The organism is Colwellia sp. MB02u-6, from assembly GCF_014077095.1.
GTDB lineage: Bacteria > Pseudomonadota > Gammaproteobacteria > Enterobacterales > Alteromonadaceae > Cognaticolwellia.
Genome location: NZ_JACGVG010000027.1, coordinates 412,717 through 430,559 on the forward strand (window position 1 = coordinate 412,717; position 17,843 = coordinate 430,559).

13 protein-coding genes are annotated in these 17,843 nt (G+C 38.7%); 11 read left to right on the forward strand and 2 right to left on the reverse strand.

Translation table 11 applies throughout. The annotated features are described in order from the left end of the window. Positions 1–67 precede the first annotated feature (67 nt). On the reverse strand, positions 68–2,083 hold the full coding sequence (gene mnmC, locus H4J46_RS04235) for a bifunctional tRNA (5-methylaminomethyl-2-thiouridine)(34)-methyltransferase MnmD/FAD-dependent 5-carboxymethylaminomethyl-2-thiouridine(34) oxidoreductase MnmC (protein ID WP_310650204.1): 2,016 nt from the start codon (positions 2,081–2,083) through the stop codon (positions 68–70). Positions 2,084–2,253: 170 nt separating this feature from the next. On the opposite strand from mnmC, the gene fabB reads away from it, so the two are divergent. The 11 genes from fabB (at position 2,254) to purF (ending at position 17,103) form a co-directional block, all read left to right on the forward strand. Further along, complete coding sequence (gene fabB, locus H4J46_RS04240; RefSeq protein ID WP_182232290.1) at positions 2,254–3,465, forward strand: beta-ketoacyl-ACP synthase I; 1,212 nt, start codon at positions 2,254–2,256, stop codon at positions 3,463–3,465. A gap of 403 nt (positions 3,466–3,868) precedes the next feature. Then, positions 3,869–4,219, forward strand: a complete 351-nt coding sequence (locus H4J46_RS04245; protein WP_182232291.1) for a 5-carboxymethyl-2-hydroxymuconate Delta-isomerase — start codon at positions 3,869–3,871, stop codon at positions 4,217–4,219. Between the two features lie 49 nt (positions 4,220–4,268). Further along, complete coding sequence (locus H4J46_RS04250; RefSeq protein WP_182232292.1) at positions 4,269–5,426, forward strand: 4-phosphoerythronate dehydrogenase; 1,158 nt, start codon at positions 4,269–4,271, stop codon at positions 5,424–5,426. Beyond that, complete coding sequence (locus H4J46_RS04255; protein WP_182232293.1) at positions 5,410–6,435, forward strand: aspartate-semialdehyde dehydrogenase; 1,026 nt, start codon at positions 5,410–5,412, stop codon at positions 6,433–6,435. The genes H4J46_RS04250 and H4J46_RS04255 overlap by 17 nt, the downstream gene beginning before the upstream one ends. Positions 6,436–6,869: 434 nt before the next feature. After that, positions 6,870–10,595, forward strand: coding sequence for a FimV/HubP family polar landmark protein (locus tag H4J46_RS04260; RefSeq protein WP_182232294.1), 3,726 nt, complete (start codon positions 6,870–6,872; stop codon positions 10,593–10,595). A gap of 681 nt (positions 10,596–11,276) precedes the next feature. Next, positions 11,277–12,059: a tRNA pseudouridine(38-40) synthase TruA gene (gene truA, locus H4J46_RS04265; RefSeq protein WP_182232295.1), complete on the forward strand. Its 783-nt coding sequence runs from the start codon at positions 11,277–11,279 to the stop codon at positions 12,057–12,059. A 146-nt stretch (positions 12,060–12,205) separates the two neighbouring features. Next, entirely contained in the window at positions 12,206–13,063 is an 858-nt protein-coding gene (gene accD, locus H4J46_RS04270; protein ID WP_182232296.1) for an acetyl-CoA carboxylase, carboxyltransferase subunit beta, read from the forward strand. 10 nt (positions 13,064–13,073) lie between these two features. After that, on the forward strand, positions 13,074–14,348 hold the full coding sequence (folC, locus tag H4J46_RS04275) for a bifunctional tetrahydrofolate synthase/dihydrofolate synthase (RefSeq protein WP_182232297.1): 1,275 nt from the start codon (positions 13,074–13,076) through the stop codon (positions 14,346–14,348). Positions 14,349–14,366: 18 nt separating this feature from the next. After that, entirely contained in the window at positions 14,367–14,999 is a 633-nt protein-coding gene (locus H4J46_RS04280; RefSeq protein WP_182232298.1) for an SPOR domain-containing protein, read from the forward strand. A gap of 71 nt (positions 15,000–15,070) precedes the next feature. After that, on the forward strand, positions 15,071–15,553 hold the full coding sequence (locus H4J46_RS04285; protein WP_182137008.1) for a CvpA family protein: 483 nt from the start codon (positions 15,071–15,073) through the stop codon (positions 15,551–15,553). A gap of 32 nt (positions 15,554–15,585) precedes the next feature. Beyond that, entirely contained in the window at positions 15,586–17,103 is a 1,518-nt protein-coding gene (purF, locus tag H4J46_RS04290; protein ID WP_182232299.1) for an amidophosphoribosyltransferase, read from the forward strand. A gap of 130 nt (positions 17,104–17,233) precedes the next feature. Here purF and H4J46_RS04295 read toward each other — a convergent pair whose 3' ends face one another. After that, positions 17,234–17,833 carry a Yip1 family protein gene (locus H4J46_RS04295; protein ID WP_182232300.1) on the reverse strand — a complete coding sequence of 200 codons (600 nt, stop codon included), beginning with the start codon at positions 17,831–17,833 and terminating at the stop codon, positions 17,234–17,236. Positions 17,834–17,843: the final 10 nt, after the last annotated feature.

Sequence of the window (17,843 nt, forward strand, 5' to 3'; positions counted from 1 at the left end):
TGTCAGTTTGAAAAAAAGCAGCTTTCATGTTGAATTAGCTGCTTTTTTTAGATTTTATCCGGTAAAGTCAATCGAACTTACGGCGAATAATGTCTCGAATAACAAAGCGATTTGGCGCAAGGTTAAATAACTTTTCATTATCTAGTGGATAGGGTGTACCACAAATATCAGCGGTTAAAATATCAGCCAATAAGGGCGCAGTACAAAGTCCTCGCGCACCTAATCCAGTCAACATATATAGATTGTCAATCACGGGTGCTTGTTGATTATAGCGCCAACGTTTATCTTTACTCAAGTGCGGGAATTGCTGCTTATGGCCAGCAATGTCAGGCATAGCACCTACCATCGGCAAGTGATCCGGTGTCATACAACGTAAACGCGCTTTGCTACTGAAAATATCTGTACTTTGCCATTGTGTTAAACCCGGTAAGCATTTATCTAGCATAGAAAGATTAAATTGGTCTTCTTCGGCTTTGTTGTCGATATCAAAACTGTGCTTTTGAAACGTTGCCCCGATGCAGTGCAGGTTTTTATTTGCTGGGGTTAAATAACCTTTATGGCAAATAACGGTGGCTAGTTTGGCAATTTTTTCATTACTGGTCATATTACTGACTTGACCACGTACAGACGTTAAGGGTAATTGTTCAATCAGATTCAAGGGTATGCCTTGGGCGCCGCCACAATAGACAATAACATTGGCTGGATAATTATCAGTATCGCTGTGTAGTAACCATTTCCCTTGAGCTTGTTGGCTAATTTTATTAATCTTACAGCCGGTTTCAATGCGCAGGCGATGACTTAATTCAGCCGCCTTAAATATTTGCCTTACCAGTTGAGCAGGGGCTATCCAGCCCGCTTTAGGGAAGAATAGCCCGCCATGATTAAGGGCTATGTCTGCTAATGCGCTAGCTTGATTTTTATCAACACTATGAATTAAGCTTTTTGGCCAAACACTAGAGTCTGCTATATGTTGCTGACGCAATTCTAACGCGGGTTTATAGGATATTTCTAACAGGCCGCACCAGTCGTGATCAAAACGAAATCCTTGCTCGCTGATACTTTTATAATAAGTGACCGCTTGCTCAAAAGCTTGTTGATAAAATAGGCTAATATCATCGGCTTTTTGATGAATAAGTGGGTATAGTGCGGCAATGTTATTACTCGATGCGCCTTGAGCAACACTGAAGTCTTGGCAATATACCGTTACCTTAACCCCGGCTTTTGTTAAGGCATAAGCAGCACATGCTGAGGCTATACCACCGCCGATGATACTGACATGTTGCGGTTTATTCACTATAGGGCGTTGTTGATAACCTTTGCCTGATAGAGGGTTTTGCTGAAACACCGCGCTAAGCATTTCATTTTTTTTACCTATAGCTGGGCGTTTTTCAACCCGAAAACCGGCAGAAACAAGTTGGCGTTTAACTTTTCCTGATACGGTAAAGGTGGCTAACGTTGCTTGCTCGTTTGATAAGCGTGTGATTTGCTTAAAAAGTGCTTCGTGCCACATTTCAGGGTTTTTGGCGGGTGAAAAACCATCAAGGAACCAAGCGTCAACCTGTGTGCAAGGATGAACTCTTTTCTCGTTTCCCAACTGAGTTAAACCTTGCGTGGCATCGTTAAATATTAACTGGAGTGTGACTGAACCCTCAAGAAAACTTAGTGTAATATCTTTATCAAAATTTTCAGGATATTGTGCAATAAGTTGTTGACTATATTCTTTAAGTTGCGGGAAAAAAGCTAACGCTTGTGCCAGTTGCTGTTTTGATAAGGGATATTTTTCGACACTAATAAAGTGCAAAGCACTCACTTTAGCTGGCGCTGAATTTTGCCGGTGAGCTGTTGATTTTATTTTGTCAAATACCGATAGAGTCAATAAAAAATTTAATCCCGTACCAAAACCTGTTTCAACAATCACAAATTTTTCTGGGTACTGGGCTAGTCTTACTTTAAGATTATTGCCATCAATAAAAATACATTCACTTTGGCTAGCGGCATGGTTTATATCAAAATAGATATCTTCAAACTGGCTTGAATAAGGTGAACCGTCACCCTCAAAGGTAATTTTTGTTTGAGCAATCACAATATTAACGTCTTCCGTTGGAGGTGAAAAAAGGTTATTTTATCTATTATTACAAAATATTGGTATAAAATGAAAACATTCAGTGTACAAGTGTACGCTGGACAGACCAGTATAGGGGGCAAAAGTATGTATGATACGCCCAGATTTTTTAATTGAATATGGTTATTAATATGAAACGTGTAGTTATCACCGGATTAGGTATTGTATCAAGTATTGGTAATGATACAGAAGAAGTATTAGCGTCTTTAAAAGCAGGGCGTTCAGGTATTACCCGTTCTGAAAGTTTTGCTGAAATGGGTTTGCGTAGTCAAGTTTGGGGCAAACCTGACATTGAAGTAAAAGACCACATTGACCGTAAAGCCTTACGCTTCATGGGTGAAGCTTCAGCTTTTGCTTACATAGCCATGGATCAAGCGATTAAAGATTCAAAATTAACACCAGATCAAGTTTCAAATTTCCGCACAGGCATTGTGGCGGGCTCTGGTGGTGCTTCTTCAGAAAATGTCGTCAAGTCAGCAGACACACTGCGTGAAAAAGGCGTTAAACGCGTTGGGCCTTACGCAGTACCAAAAACCATGTCGAGCACCATTTCTGCATGTTTGGCCACACCGTTTAAAATTTTAGGCGTTAACTATTCAATCAGTTCGGCTTGTGCTACCAGTGCGCATTGTATTGGTCACGCAGCTGAGCTTATTCAATTAGGTAAGCAAGATGTAGTATTTGCCGGTGGCGGTGAAGAAGTTCATTGGTCATTAGCGATGATGTTTGATGGCATGGGCGCGTTATCTTCTAAATACAATGACACACCAGAGCTAGCTTCACGCACCTATGATGCAGACCGTGACGGTTTCGTTATTTCAGGTGGCGGCGGTATGGTTGTTGTTGAAGAGCTTGAGCACGCTTTAGCGCGTGGCGCGCATATTTACGCTGAGATTGTTGGTTACGGTGCAACATCAGACGGCTTTGATATGGTTGCGCCAAGTGGTGAAGGCGCTATTCGTTGTATGCAACAAGCCATGCAGGGTGTTGACGCGAAAGTTGATTATTTAAATACCCATGGCACTTCTACACCAGTAGGTGATGTTAAAGAGCTTGGTGCGATTCAAACGGTATTTGGTGATAATTCTCCAGCCATTAGTGCAACTAAAGCCATGACAGGTCATGCACTGGGTGCTGCTGGTGTTCATGAAGCGATCTTTTCATTATTGATGATGGAACATAGCTTTGTTGCGCCATCTATTAATATCAATACGTTAGATGAAAAAGCTGAGGGCTTAGATATTGTTACCGAAAAGCGTGACATGGAGTTGAACTTAGTGATGTCAAACAGCTTTGGTTTTGGTGGCACTAACGCTACACTGGTTATGCAAAAGTATAAATAAAACCGCGTTAATTGGCTTTTAGCCCAAACTGTTTATCAAGCCGCTAATTTAGCGGCTTTTTTATATTCAGTACCATGATATGCCGCGATCACCTGATCGCTCTTAGATATCCTGTCTTTTTAGGTAGTAGTACATCTTTGTATGTCGAAGCATTGTCAGCTTTTATGATTGCTAAAAAAGCTAAGTAATGACATCTATGGCTCCACAGCATTAATAGTTCTTGGTCATTACTCCGACATTAGGCTAAAGAGCTAGACTTATGTCAGTATATATAGCGTGCTAAAATATACTTAAGCCTAAAGTATTATAAAATCCGCTAAATAACCCCGCTATCGATATTCTTTTTAGCCTAGATTTTCGTTACAATAGCTATCTTGTCTGTTATTAATTGTGTCTGCCTATTATGCCTCATTGTATTGTTGAGTATTCTGCAAAAATTATCGAAATTTTACCCGTAGAACAGTTAATGCATGCTGTTTATAAAGGTGTAAACCAAAGTGAATTATTTACAGCAGCTAATATTAAAGTTCGAGCATGTGCTTATAATGACTTTTATCTGCCGGGTGCTGAGCAAGTCTTTGTCCATGTTAATTTAAAAATATTATCAGGTCGTGATTTATCGCAGCGTAAAAAACTGACTGAAAGTGTTAGCAATCAACTTGAACGTTTGGGTATTGAAGAGGCAGTAATTACGGTTGAAGTAACCAAAATTGAAAAAGAAAGTTATATTAAGAAAGCCACATTAATGGCGTAATACCCTGTTGTCATGCTTTTATGACTTTCTGATGAATTGGAAACCCTAAATGAATATTTTTTATGATGAAAATATGCCGTTTGCGGCGGAATTTTTTGCTGATTTAGGCATACTAACACCATTTTCTGGCCGCGATTTGTCGGCAACGGATATCAGTGATGCTGACGTGTTATTAGTGCGTTCAATCACTAAAGTCAATGAAGCCTTGTTGCAAAATAATAAAACCTTAAGTTTTGTCGGTACAGCAACGATTGGCGTTGATCATATAGATCAAGACTATTTAGCCGATCGAGCGGTTAACTTTTATTCAGCTCCGGGTTGTAATGCCGTGTCTGTCGCTGAATATGTTCTCAGTGCCTTAGTCGTATTAGCGGAGCGATATTTAATAACCTTATCAGGGTTAACTGTTGGGATTGTTGGCGCAGGTAATACCGGCTCAAGGTTAAGTGAGAAGTTAACGGCTTTAAATATTAAGCATGTTTTATGTGACCCTTTACTCGCTGAAAATTCAGCGGATAAACGAAATTTTGTTACCTTTGAGCAAGCGTTAAATTGCGACGTGGTTTCGCTGCACGTGCCGTTAACTCAAACCGGCCCGCATGCCACATACCATTTATTGGATACCGCTCGACTCGCCCAATTCAAAGATAATCAAATACTGATTAATGCTTGTCGGGGTGAAGTTATCGACAATGTCGCATTATTGAAAATCAAGCAGCAAGGACATCCGTTAAAGCTTGTATTAGATGTGTGGGAAAATGAACCCAATATATTATCCGCTTTAATTGCGTATTGTGACATTACCACCGCGCATATTGCTGGTTATAGCTTAGAAGGAAAAGCTCGTGGCACAGAAATGCTCTATCGGGCATTATGCCGACAGCTAGATATTTTGCCAAATAAGCAGCTGGTTGACTTTTTACCGATATCGGCAATTGGCACTATTGAAATTAAACAAGAATTTGATGACATACTGTTAAACCAGCTAGTAAAAATGGTATACGATGTTAGACGTGACGATGCAATCTTTCGTCAACAAATTAATATTCAAGGATTTGACCATATTCGTAAAACTTACCCGACTCGCCGGGAGTTTTCGTCAATAACCGTTAACTTGAATGACGCGTTGAGCCTAGATGTTCCACATCAGCTTGGCTTTAATAAAAAACTGGATAAAAAGAGAGAGGATCATGGCACAGAAATTTGATGTTTGCGTACTAGGGGCAACAGGTTTAGTTGGTAAAACAATTATTGAAATACTAGAACAGCGCGACTTTCCCATTAATAAGCTCTACCCATTAGCAAGCGCTCGTTCGGCGGGTGAATTTATTGATTTTAAGGGTGAAAGTATTGAAGTTTTAGATGCTGACAATTTTGATTGGAGCCAAGCACAAATCGGTTTCTTTTCGGCAGGTGGCGAAATATCGGCAAAGTATGCGCCAATTGCTGCTGACGAAGGCTGTATTGTTATCGATAATACCTCTGAGTTTCGCTATGACGCTGATATTCCATTAGTTGTACCGGAAGTTAATCCACAAGCATTAGCTGAATACCGTAACCGCAATATTATTGCTAACCCGAATTGTTCAACCATTCAAATGATGGTGGCACTAAAGCCTATCTACGATGCCGTAGGTATTTCACGGGTTAATGTTTGTACTTACCAATCAGTTTCTGGTGGTGGTAAAGCGGCTATGGACGAGTTAGCGAAGCAAACCGCAGACTTATTGTGTGGCAAACCGGTCGAGCCGAAAAATTTCTCTCGTCAAATTGCTTTTAATGTTATCCCACAAATTGACGTATTTCTTGAAAATGGTTATACCAAAGAAGAAATGAAAATGGTTTGGGAAACCCAGAAAATATTGGGTGACGACAGTGTAATGGTTAACCCAACAGCTGTGCGCGTACCAGTATTTTTTGGTCATGGTGAATCATTACATATTGAAACTAACTCACCTATTTCTGCTGAAGAAGTGAAAGAGTTATTGAGCAAAGCACCAGGTATAGTGGTTTGTCACAATGATGAAGACTTTCCAACACAAATTACCGATGCTAGCGGTAAAGATGAAACTTTTGTTGGTCGCATTCGCGAAGATATTAGTCACAATAGTGGTATTAATATGTGGATTGTGGCGGATAACGTCCGCAAAGGTGCAGCAACGAACAGCGTTCAAATTGCTGAGTTATTAATTAAAGAGCACCTTAGCGAGTATTAAACGCTAAGTAATAGCTTTACCAAAGAAAATTGAAAACCCGTCGTTATCATAAACGTCGGGTTTTTTGTTTTTATAGTAACTATCCCCATTTAATTAAATAACTGATGACCTTTTCATTAGGAAAAATAGCTAAATACCAGGCATAAAATTTAGTCAGTAATTATTCACCTTATAAACTTTATAACGCCATAGTTTTTCATTTTAACCCTTAAAAATTAACCGGTAATTAATAAACTTAGTATTATTTAATTTTTATTAATTTAACGATAAGATAAGTATTGTCGCTTTAATTTGATGATATAGTGAAAATTAGCGAGCATTTATCCAATTACGTAGCAGCAATGATTAAGAACTGGAATAATTTTTGCTTTAAAACCTCATAGCTGGGTCCCGTCATTGAATTGGCGCATAATTATTATAAATAGGAAATTTTAATGCAAACATTGTTACGCCTGTGCCTATGGCAGGTACTTATTATTAGCATTAGCTGTTTTAGTCTACCTATTTCTGCTGACGACGGTATACGTATTCGTGGCCCACAATCGACAGATGCTTTTCCTTATGACCGTTATGGACCGATTGTAGGCAAAGATACTTTATGGAATATTGCGCTGCAAGTGCGACCAGACTCTCGTTTGTCTGTTTATCAAGTGATGCAAGCACTGTATGAAAATAATCCTGACTCTTTTAAAGATAAAAATTTAAACCACATGATCAGTGGTCAGTATTTAAAAATCCCCTCAATTGCAGCAATGAGAGCCATTAATCCTGAAGGCGCACAACAAAAATCACTTAGTGATGATAAAGCTTGGCAAAAGAAAGTGCTCAAAGTAGCCCCTAACAAAGTACGGCCGCCAGAAGAAAACTCGGTGAATAAAAAAGACTTAGATGATGCTAAATCAGAAATCAATGTGCAGTTACAAGCTATAGACAGTTCTCAACAGCAAAGATTCGCCATCATTCAGAATGATGTTTTAGATTCAATCGATGGCTTACAAAGTTTATTAAAAGAAAATGAAGCATTAGGTCAACGCCTTACCAGCTTTACTGACCAACTGGTTGTTATGCAGAACGAAGTAGCTAAAAGCAAAGAAATAAAAGTGCAGATGGACGATATGATCTCACTGCAACAAGCCTTACTAGCAAAAGCTGAAGCTAGAGAACAAGCTTTATTATTAGAAAAACAAAAAGCTGATCTTGAAGAAGGTAGCTTGATGTCAAGTACATGGTTTGTTGTGTTAATGGCAACTTTACCTGCCATATTAGTGTTATCATTTTTAGCTTTTTTATACCGACGTAAAGCCAAAGCCAGTGGCGAAAATGTTGTGCCTATAAAGAAAGACAAAATCGTTGAGTCGACAACTAAGCCGATAAATGAGCAAGAGTCTAAAAGTGTAGACGATGAATTAGCACTTGATGAACTTTCACTCGACGATGAATTATCAAGAGATTTATCAGAGAATGATGAAGGTAATGATGATTTGTTTTCTGACGATTTAGATGATTTAGACGATCTTGAAGATATTTCTTTAGACAATGACTTGGAAACTATTTCTTTAGATGATGTTGTTGAAAGTGAAGCCTTAGAAGGTGGTCAGTTAGACCAAGGCGACTTAGACTCCTTGTTTGCAGGATTAGAAGACGAACCAAGTACGGACGATGATACAAAGCTTGACTCAGACCAAATTGATCAAAGTGAATTAGATAGTCTATTGGCTGAAAGTACGAAAAATGAGTCAACAGCAAGTGACAACAATGAGACGCTGAAAGAGTCAGAAAATGGTGACGCTTTGTTGGATAGCGTCAGTGAAAATATAAGTGAAGTATCAGATCCTGAAAATACAGCAGCAGAAGTGACTAATGAAGTATCAGACCCCGATGACATTGATGCACTGCTAGACTCAATAAATGATCAGAGTGATACATTAGCAGCCAATAATCCAAAAGTGGAAGATACAGCAGCAGCAGAGACTAATAAAGTATCAGCCCCCGATGATATTGATGCACTGCTAGACTCGATAAATGATCCAAGTGATATATTAGCAGTCAATAACCCAAAAGTTGAAGATACTGCACCAGAAGAGAATAATGAAGTATCAAATCCTGATGATATTGATGCACTACTAGACTCGATAAATAATCAAAGTGATACGTTAGCAGCCAATAACCAAAAAGTTGAAGATACTGCATCAGAAGAGACTAATGAAGTATCAGACCCCAATGATATTGATGCCTTGTTAGATGCAATAAATGACACGGGCGAAGAAGCTAGCAGTGAAGTATCAGACCCTGATGCCCTGTTAGATGTAATAAATGACAAGGATGAAGACGTTAGTAGTGAAGTATCAGACCCTGATGATATAGATGCCTTGTTAGATGCAATAAATGACAAGGATGAAGATGGTAGCATTGAAATATCAGACCCTGATGATATAGATGCCTTGTTAGATGCAATAAATGATAAGGATGAAGATGGTAGCATTGAAATATCAGCCCCTGATGATATAGATGCCTTGTTAGATACAATAAATGATAAGGATGAAGATGGTAGCATTGAAATATCAGACCCTGATGATATAGATGCCTTGTTAGATGCAGTAAATGACAAGGATGAAGATGGTAGCATTGAAATATCAGACCCTGATGATATAGATGCCTTGTTAGATGCAGTAAATGACAAGGATGAAGATGGTAGCATTGAAATATCAGACCCTGACGATATAGATGCCTTGTTAGATGCAATAAATGACAAGGATGAAGATGGTAGCGTTGAAATATCAGACCCTGATGATATAGATGCCTTGTTAGATGCAATAAATGACAAGGATGAAGATGGTAGCATTGAAATATCAGACCCTGACGATATAGATGCCTTGTTAGATGCAATAAATGACAAGGATGAAGATGGTAGCATTGAAATATCAGACCCTGATGATATAGATTCCTTGTTAAACGCAATAAATGATACGGGCGAAGATGGTAGTAGTGAAGTGTCATACCCTGATGCAACAGCAAGTAATCCAGCTACGGCATTGGCAAATGAGGATATCAGTAATGAAGATATTGATACTCTAGCTCCATCAGATAATGAAAATATAGCATTGATTAATAATTTTACTGATGAATATGTACAATCATTTTTAGGTACTAACTTTAGTGTACAATCGAATGAGAGTGCTGATGAAGCAGAGGTTGTTGAGCCGAAAAAAAACACAACCACAGAGAGTCAAACTGAAAAATTAACGGCCAACAACGAAGAAATTTCAGATGATTTTGATTTCGATACTCTGATTGATGAAGTCAACCAAACTCCTGAAGTGAGTGACGCACCATTAGATATTGGTGATGATATTCTTGATACTACATTATTTGATAAAGAATTTGATAAAGAATTGGCTAGTGATTTACTCAGTGAAAAGACTGAAAATAAAGTGGCAGACCAAGCTAGCAGCGCTACTGATGAAGAAAATTCACCCGCATTATCTAGCGACTTTGACGAATCAACTTTAGCAAAACTGCTCAAGGATGAAAAAGATAGTAATGATATGGTGGAATTATCACCAGATTTTACTGATAGCAATGTCTTAGCTGATTTACTCTCTAGTAATGATGATACCGCACCGAGCGCGACTAAAAAAACTACAAAGAGCAACGCTGAAGAAGTTAATGGTATGAAAGAGCTTGATAACTTAGATTTTGATGATTTATTGGCAAATATTGAAGAAGAAAGTAGTCAACCTGCTCTTGATAATATTGAAGTCAATGATGATTTTGACATCGGTGATGACTTTGACCTAGAGACAGTTAAAGAAGATATAGCGCTAGCAAAAGATAAATCGGATAACAAAACTGCAGATAAAGATTTCATTTCTGTAGATTCTTTGTTATTTAACAGCCTATCAGATGGTGAGCCAAGTGAACCTTATGAAAAAATGAATATTGATGTCGGTTTGAGTGAATTCCCTGAGTTTTCAGGTGACGTCAGCGAAGACGATATTGATGACGACAATAGTATTACGGCAAAATTAGATCTAGCTAAGGTGTACCTTGAGATTGGTGATGATGATAACGCCGAAGTGATTTTACTCGATGTTATTAAACAGGGTGATGCACAACAACAATTTGATGCACAGCAATTATTAGACAAGCTAAAAGACTAACTAAGATACAGTATTCTAGGTTGGGCAAAAAGGCTGCAATTTGCAGCCTTTTTTGATCCTTTTATTGACAGAGCCATTGCATTAATTACTTTGCGAGAATCAAGCATTTGGTAAATGTAGTTTTATCTTTTCATACTAAGCTTAAATACCTGTAGGCAAGACTTTGTGTTGGTAATGGTTATTCTTAATAACAGTTGAACTTTTTCCTAATATCCTAACGCTATATCAATACCTTATTAGATCAATAACAGGCATGTAACCGTTTAAAATATTATCTTAAAGCTGATGAGAAAACTGATCATGGCGCCAATAGATAAACTATATGAATGTGCACAGTAGAGCAACTGCGAAGATAAAGCCCAGTAAAAATATACTTGAGCTATTTCGCACACTCAAAAGTCCTTAATATAGCGCTAAGTTGATTAATACCAAGTGGATTAATTTAATGTTCATACTTAACAGTTAAAATAAACAACTATGGCGTTATAAAATTTATAAGCAGAATCACTACCGATTAAATTTTATGGCCTTGTATTTCTCCGTTTATCTGCATGAAAAAGATGATCACTTAATTAATCAAATGGGTATAATTCATTATTTTATTGGTCATTACCCAATAGTCACTTGGTAATAATCAGTAAAATAATAGATAATGTCGTGATCTTAGCAGTGGAGGATAAAATGCGTTACGCTTTAGGCATAGAATACGATGGTAGTAACTACTACGGTTGGCAAAGACAAAAGAATGTTATTAGTGTGCAGGAGTCATTAGAAAAGGCTTTATCAAAAATAGCAAATGAACCCATTGAGGTAGTATGCGCAGGCCGAACCGATACTGGGGTCAGTGCAACTAATCAGGTCATTCACTTTGAAACCGATAAAGTCCGTAAAGATGTTGCTTGGACACTAGGCGTTAATACTAACCTACCAAAAGATATTGCGGTATCTTGGGTGAAAGAGGTTAATGATGACTTTCATGCGCGCTTTAGTGCAACGGCTAGACGGTATCGTTATATTATTAATAACAATCGGTTACGGTCTGCGATTTTAAGTTCTGGTATTAGCTTTTGTCATTTTCCACTTAATGAAAATTTAATGCATCAAGCCGCACAATATTTGGTGGGTCGACACGATTTTACCTCGTTTAGAACGGTGCATTGTCAATCACACTCTCCAACACGTACCTTGCACCATTGTAATGTTTCTCGCCAAGGTGAGTTTATTATTATTGATGTTAAAGGTAATGCGTTTTTACACCATATGGTGAGAAATATTGCGGGTAGTTTGATGAAAGTGGGTCAGGAACTAAAACCAGTTAGTTGGCTCAAAGAGGTATTAGAAGCAAAAAATCGTTGTGTTGCTGGTATTACAGCACCGTCGGCTGGATTATACTTTGTTGATGTTGATTACCCTGAGGAGTTTGGCATTCCAAAGCGCAACCCAGGACCATTGTTTTTACTATAATCAAGCATTAGAAGTAAACAGACCAGTTTTTCCTATAATTATATAGGTGTTCTATGGTTTAATTCATAGTATTAGCAAAAATTTTATATTTAGTGGTTGTATTTTAAACAATTATTAGATCTTTCGTGTATAGGCAAAAATATATTATGAGCTGGATTGAAAAGATTCTCCCAAAAGCAAAGTCGACACAAAAAAGAAATATTCCAGAAGGTGTTTGGAGTAAGTGTACTAGCTGTAACGCGGTTCTATATAAAGTTGAGTTAGACCGACAGATGTCGGTTTGTCCAAAGTGTGATCATCACATGCGAATCTCTGCGCGTAAACGCATTGACGGTTTTCTTGACCAAGGCGAGCGAGTCGAGCTAGGTGAAGAATTTGAAGCACAAGATATTCTCAAGTTTAAAGACTCAAAACGCTATAAAGATCGTCTTTCTGCTGCGAAAAAAAGTACCGGTGAAAAAGATGCCTTGGTGGTAATGAGCGGTGAATTACATGGGCAACCTATTGTTGTTGCTGCATTTGAATTCGGCTTCTTAGGTGGCTCAATGGCGTCTGTTGTTGGCGCTCGTTTTGTTAAAGGTGTTGAGTACTGTTTAGCAAATAATGTACCTTTTGTTTGTTTTTCTGCTAGTGGCGGTGCGCGTATGCAAGAAGCATTGTTTTCATTAATGCAGATGGCAAAAACCAGTGCAGCTTTAGCAAAAATGAGTGAGAAAGGTCTACCTTATATATCAGTATTAACCGATCCAACTATGGGTGGTGTTTCAGCAAGTTTGGCGATGCTAGGTGATATTAACGTGGCTGAACCCAAAGCATTGATTGGTTTTGCCGGCCCGCGCGTTATTGAACAAACGGTACGTGAAAAACTACCTGAAGGTTTTCAGCGCAGTGAGTTCTTAAAAGAGAAAGGCGCGATTGACATCATTGTCGACCGACGTGAAATGCGTAGTACTTTAGCAAGAATGCTTGCTAAGTTTATGGGACAAGATAGCCCAGCAGTCTAACGGTAAACTCATGTCAAAAATGACTCAAAGCCATTCAAAAAGAAAAAATCTTACTGAATGGCTTTCCTATTTAGAAAGTATTCACTCAGTCGAAATAGAGCTTGGCTTAAAGCGTATTACCGCTGTGGCGAAAAATCTTAACATTGCTTTTCCTAGGTCAACAGTGATTACTGTTGCTGGCACTAATGGCAAGGGCACTACCTGTGCTTTTTTAGAAAATGCGTTTTTAGCACAAAACTTAACTTGTGCGGTTTACTCCTCACCTCATATTGAGCGCTTTAATGAGCGTTTGCGCCTTAATCGCTGTGAAGTTAGTGACAATGCACTCGTTAGTGCTTTTGAAACTATAGAAAGCGCCCGTGGCGATATTAGCTTAACCTACTACGAATACACTACGTTAGCCGCTTTGTTGATTTTAATGGCAGAACAGCCCAAGGTTATTATTCTTGAAGTTGGCTTAGGTGGACGTTTAGATGCCACTAACATGATCGACGCTGATATTGCCGTCATCACTACTATTGACTTAGATCACCAAGCATTTTTGGGTAACACGCGAGAAGCTATTGGTTTTGAAAAAGCGGGCATAATGCGGGCAAATAAAGTGGTGGTAGTGGGTGATAATAATCCACCTAGCTCATTAATTACTCACGCTAACGATATTGGTGCTATAGCGTATTCTCGCGAGCAAAAATTTACTGTTGAACAAGGTGATGATAACACTTGGCATTGGCGCAGTAGTCACCATGTTTTTTCAGCACTTACTTCTTGCCAAATCCCCCAAGACAACGTTGCAACAGCTATTATGGTGTTAAGTGTTTTAGCGGAGAAACTCAGCTTATCGTTAGATAGTGCTTTTATCAATCAGGTTATTACTCAAACAAAAGTCGCTGGGAGAATGGAAAAATTTATTCTCGATTGCGATGTTATTTTAGATGTTGGGCATAATCCACAAGCGGCGCGATATTTAGCAGCACAATTGCAGCAGTTAAACTATCCTAAGGTTCATGCCGTATTAGGCATGTTGGCAGATAAAGATATCACCAACACCTTAGCCCCCCTATTACCAGAAGTTGCGCATTGGTATATGGGTACGCTTGATATTAACCGAGGCTGTAAAGCAAAAAAAATCCTTGAATCTATAGAAATAGACCAGGCTAAGGTGAATTGTTTTGACAATGTCTCTCAGGCATTTAAAATGGCTAAAAAGAATGCAAAAGCAACTGATCTCATTCTGGTTTTCGGATCTTTCTATACGGTTGCTGAAATAAGACGTTTGTTAGTTTAGCCATGCCTGGAGTCTAATTTGTCTACACCATTTCAAAATCGTTTAGTGGGTACCATTATTGTTGCAGCTATCGCCATCATATTTTTACCTGATGTACTTGATGGAGAGAAAAAAACTTACCAAGATAACTTTGAGGCAATTCCAAGCACGCCTCAGGTAGACTTTTTGCAAGCCAATAAAAGCTTTCCAAAAGAAAAACTGGCTAATTTGCCCGTAGAGTTTATTTCTGATGAGCTTGCACTGGACGAACAAAGTGTTATCGACTCAGCAAAAGCCCTTAAGGAAAAAGGTGTTACTGTCTCAACTTTATCCAAAGAGCCTGATTTTTCAGCTGTGCCGGCAGTCGCGTCAGCAAAAAAATTGGTGACTGAACCCATAAAAAAAGCACCTAGCAAAGCAATAGCTCAACAGGCGTGGGTCATTCAATTGGGCAGTTTTCGTCATCAAAATAATGTTGATGACTTACTCAGTAAATTACAAAAAGCAGGCTACACCACCTTTACTAAGCCTATTAAAACCAAAAATGGTAACTTGACCAAGGTGTGTATTGGACCTGAATTGATCAAGTCATCCTTAGAAGCACAGTTACCTGCATTGAAAAAGTTGACTAGTGTGCAAGGTAAAGTGGCTCGCTTTTATCCCGCTAAATAATAAAACTAATAGTAAATCCTAGTCGCCTTCTGATAGAATGCGCGCCTCTAATCAATGAGAATATTCGATTTATGGTTTGGATAGATTATACCATTTTGGCTGTCATTGGCATTTCAGCTTTAATTAGCTTAGTGCGTGGCTTTGTCAAAGAAGCGGTTTCATTAATTGTCTGGATCAGCGCCTTTTTTGTCGCTAGCAGCTTCTATGTTAACTTGTCGACCCAACTCACCAATATTTCTGATCAACTGCTGCGTAACGCCGCCTCGATTACTATTTTATTTATCTCCACCTTAATTTTAGGTGCGCTTATTAATTACATCATTGGTCAACTTGTTAGCAAAACCGGTTTGTCTGGTACTGATAGGGTACTGGGTATCGTATTCGGTGCGTTAAGAGGTGTATTAATTATAGCTGCAGTATTATTTTTTATGGATGCGTTTACGCCCGCCTCATCTAGAGCATGGTGGCAAAACTCACAATTAGTTCCAGAATTTACATTAATAGTTGAATGGTTTTTTGAGTACCTCAAACAATCATCAAGTTTTTTAGCTTAGTATTTAAACTTAGTCCGTCGGAGAAAAGATTCATGTGTGGTATTGTTGGTATTGTTGGTAAAACACCGGTTGTTACAGCTTTATATGATGGCTTAACGGTATTACAGCATCGTGGCCAAGACGCAGCAGGTATCGTGACTATTCACGATGATACCTTTAGATTGCGAAAAGGTAACGGTTTGGTGAAAGATGTTTTTCATACCCGTCATATGTTACGTCTACAAGGTAATATGGGTATTGGTCATATTCGTTACCCAACGGCAGGAACATCAAGTTCATCAGAAGCGCAGCCATTTTATGCCAACTCACCTTTTGGTATTTCTCTAGCGCATAACGGCAATTTAACTAATGCCGAAGAGTTAAAGTTATGGCTTAACAGAGAAGCCCGTCGTCATGTGAATACGACATCTGACTCAGAATTATTATTGAATATTTTAGGTCACGAACTACAAAATTCAGAGCAACATACGTTAGACCCAAGTGATATTTTTAAAGCGGTAAGCAACGTTCACAAACGTGTACGAGGTGCCTATGCTACGGTTGCTTTGATTATTGGCTACGGTATGGTGGCATTTCGTGATCCTAATGGTATTCGTCCCTTGGTATTTGGTAAGCGCGAAACACCATCAGGAGTTGAATACATGGTGGCGTCTGAATCGGTAGCACTTGATGCTAACGAATTTGAGTTTGTGCGTGATGTTGCTCCTGGAGAAGCGATATTCTTCACTGAATCGGGTCAAATTCATAGCCAACAATGTGCTGAAAAACCATCCTTTCATCCCTGTATTTTTGAATACGTCTATTTTGCTCGTCCTGATTCATCTATCGACAAAATTTCAGTTTACGGTTCTCGCGTTGAAATGGGTAAAAAGCTGGGAGATAAAATTGCCAAAGAATGGGACGATATCGATATTGACGTTGTTATTCCCATTCCAGAAACCTCTTGTGATACCGCATTAGAAATTGCCCGTCACCTTAATATTCCGTATCGCCAAGGTTTTGTTAAAAATCGTTATATTGGCCGTACTTTTATTATGCCGGGACAAGAGCTGCGTAAAAAATCAGTACGTCGAAAGCTTAATGCCATTGGTACAGAATTTTTGGGCAAAAATGTTTTGTTAGTTGATGACTCTATCGTACGTGGCACAACGTCAGGACAAATTATTGAGATGGCTCGTGCCGCTGGAGCTAAGAAAGTTTATTTTGCTTCAGCTGCACCAGAGATTCGTTTCCCTAACGTTTACGGCATTGATATGCCAAGTGCTAATGAGTTGATTGCTCATGGTCGCGAACTGGACGACATCTGCGAGCTTATCGGTGCAGATAAATTGATTTTTCAAACACTAGAAGATTTGGTTGCGGCTGTTTCAACACAAAATCCAGATATTACTGAATTTGAAACCTCAGTTTTTAATGGCGAATATGTCACTAAGGACATAGATCAAAGCTATTTAGACCGACTAGACGCTTTGCGTAATAACGACACTAAAGAAACCTCTGATAAAAATGCTGACTCAATAATTGATATGCATAATGAAGGTTCAGAATAATTACCTAAATTTTAAAATTTAAATTTTTGATATAAAAAAACCGCTAATTAAGCGGTTTTTTTATATTCAGGAAGAAAGGTATGTCGTGATCACATAGATGTGAAAGCACAACGATGTTTATTTTATGCTGTTAGCTAATGTATTCAACACCTAAGCCAGAGCTAAAAACGATAGCACTTGCCGCCATGAGTGCCACAATGAGTACTAGGCCACAAGTTACAACAGAGCTCGAATAAATAAAGCCTTTTTCTTCAGGTATATTCATCATAATAGGTACACCTGAGTAAAGCAGATATACCGAGTAACACAGCGCGGCTAACCCGGCTAGAGTTACAAACCAAAGCACTGGAAATAGCGCAGCTAAACCAACCATCAATAAAGGTGTTGCTGCATATGCTGCTAGCTCTAATGACTGGGTGAAGTTTGGTGTTGAATCAAAGGTTTTTGCCATCCATTGAATTAAAACTGCTAGGGAAAGTACACCTACAATTAAACCAATATACATAGCGATCGACATAAAAATTGCGTCTGATTCAGTTAATCGAATCGGGTCGCCCGCGCCTATTGCCCAGCCAATATGCGCAGTAGCATAATAGCCACAAATAGCCGGAATTAAGGCTATGGTGAGAATATGCACCATAGAATAGGTTAAGCTTTCGTGACGTTTCTCAATAGTTTGCCATTCTTTTTTAGGTGCAGTATAAAGCCCCCAGATATGATTTAAGATCATGTTATGTACC

Excerpts from the sequence above, each read along its gene's own strand:
- accD (WP_182232296.1), top strand. The coding sequence starts at position 12,206 with ATGAGCTGGATTGAAAAGATTCTCCCAAAAGCAAAGTCGACACAAAAA.
- H4J46_RS04285 (WP_182137008.1), top strand. The coding sequence starts at position 15,071 with ATGGTTTGGATAGATTATACCATTTTGGCTGTCATTGGCATTTCAGCT.
- truA (WP_182232295.1), top strand. The coding sequence starts at position 11,277 with ATGCGTTACGCTTTAGGCATAGAATACGATGGTAGTAACTACTACGGT.
- H4J46_RS04295 (WP_182232300.1), bottom strand. The coding sequence starts at position 17,833 with ATGATCTTAAATCATATCTGGGGGCTTTATACTGCACCTAAAAAAGAA.
- H4J46_RS04255 (WP_182232293.1), top strand. The coding sequence starts at position 5,410 with ATGGCACAGAAATTTGATGTTTGCGTACTAGGGGCAACAGGTTTAGTT.
- folC (WP_182232297.1), top strand. The coding sequence starts at position 13,074 with ATGTCAAAAATGACTCAAAGCCATTCAAAAAGAAAAAATCTTACTGAA.
- purF (WP_182232299.1), top strand. The coding sequence starts at position 15,586 with ATGTGTGGTATTGTTGGTATTGTTGGTAAAACACCGGTTGTTACAGCT.
- H4J46_RS04250 (WP_182232292.1), top strand. The coding sequence starts at position 4,269 with ATGAATATTTTTTATGATGAAAATATGCCGTTTGCGGCGGAATTTTTT.
- H4J46_RS04260 (WP_182232294.1), top strand. The coding sequence starts at position 6,870 with ATGCAAACATTGTTACGCCTGTGCCTATGGCAGGTACTTATTATTAGC.
- H4J46_RS04245 (WP_182232291.1), top strand. The coding sequence starts at position 3,869 with ATGCCTCATTGTATTGTTGAGTATTCTGCAAAAATTATCGAAATTTTA.
- fabB (WP_182232290.1), top strand. The coding sequence starts at position 2,254 with ATGAAACGTGTAGTTATCACCGGATTAGGTATTGTATCAAGTATTGGT.